This is a genomic window from Protofrankia sp. CiP1_Cm_nod3 (assembly GCF_982290655.1).
On the sequence record NZ_CEVIVD010000218.1, the window covers coordinates 4912 to 5601 of the forward strand.

Here is a 690-nt window from a genome sequence, read left to right on the forward strand (position 1 = left end):
GTAAACGTTCAGGTTCTTTGTTGATGTTGCTGTGGGTGGCCGGCTCTCGAGCCGGGTTCGGTTGTTGGCTGACGCGTGGCGCAGCAGGTCTGGTGCGTGTGGTGATGTAGCGGGGTGCCCGCGCAGCCGGAGGAGATGCCCCTTGAGGGACTGATCGCCCTCGTGCGCGCGCAGGCGGAGTTGATCGGTGAGCTGCGGGTGACGGTGGCGGCGCAGGCCAGGGAGATCGCGGAGTTGGCGGCGAAGGCGGCTGACCTGGAACGGAAGGCGTCGCGGAACTCGCGGAACTCGTCGTTGTCGCCGTCCACGGACGACGCGATCCCGGGGCGGAAGCCGCCGGAGCCGCCGCCGGGCGGGACTCCCGGGGCGGCGGGCGGTGGCGGGGCGGGGAAGAAGCAGCGCGGCAAGCAGCCGGGCGCGGACGGGCTGACGCTGGCCTGGCGGGAGGACCCGGACCGGGTCGAACAGCACTTTCCGGGCGGTGCGTGTGGCTGCGGGGCGGCGCTCGCCGGGGCGACGGTGACGGGGGCCGCGCGCTCGCACCAGGCCCACGATCTCGAGCCGGCCCGGTCGACCGTGACCCAGCATGACCTTTACCCGGTGGTGTGCGGCTGCGGGCGTCGCCATGTGGCCGCCCGGCCCGAGGGGCTGTCCGCGGCGCCGGTGTCGTACGGGCCGGAGCTGCGCGCG

General features: G+C 73.8%; 1 protein-coding gene. It reads left to right on the plus strand.

Translation table 11 applies throughout. The features are described from left to right. Positions 1 to 114 precede the first annotated feature (114 nt). The coding region (locus AC5LUJ_RS23020) for a DUF6444 domain-containing protein (protein WP_493465751.1) at positions 115 to 690 on the plus strand (576 nt) is incomplete at its 3' end.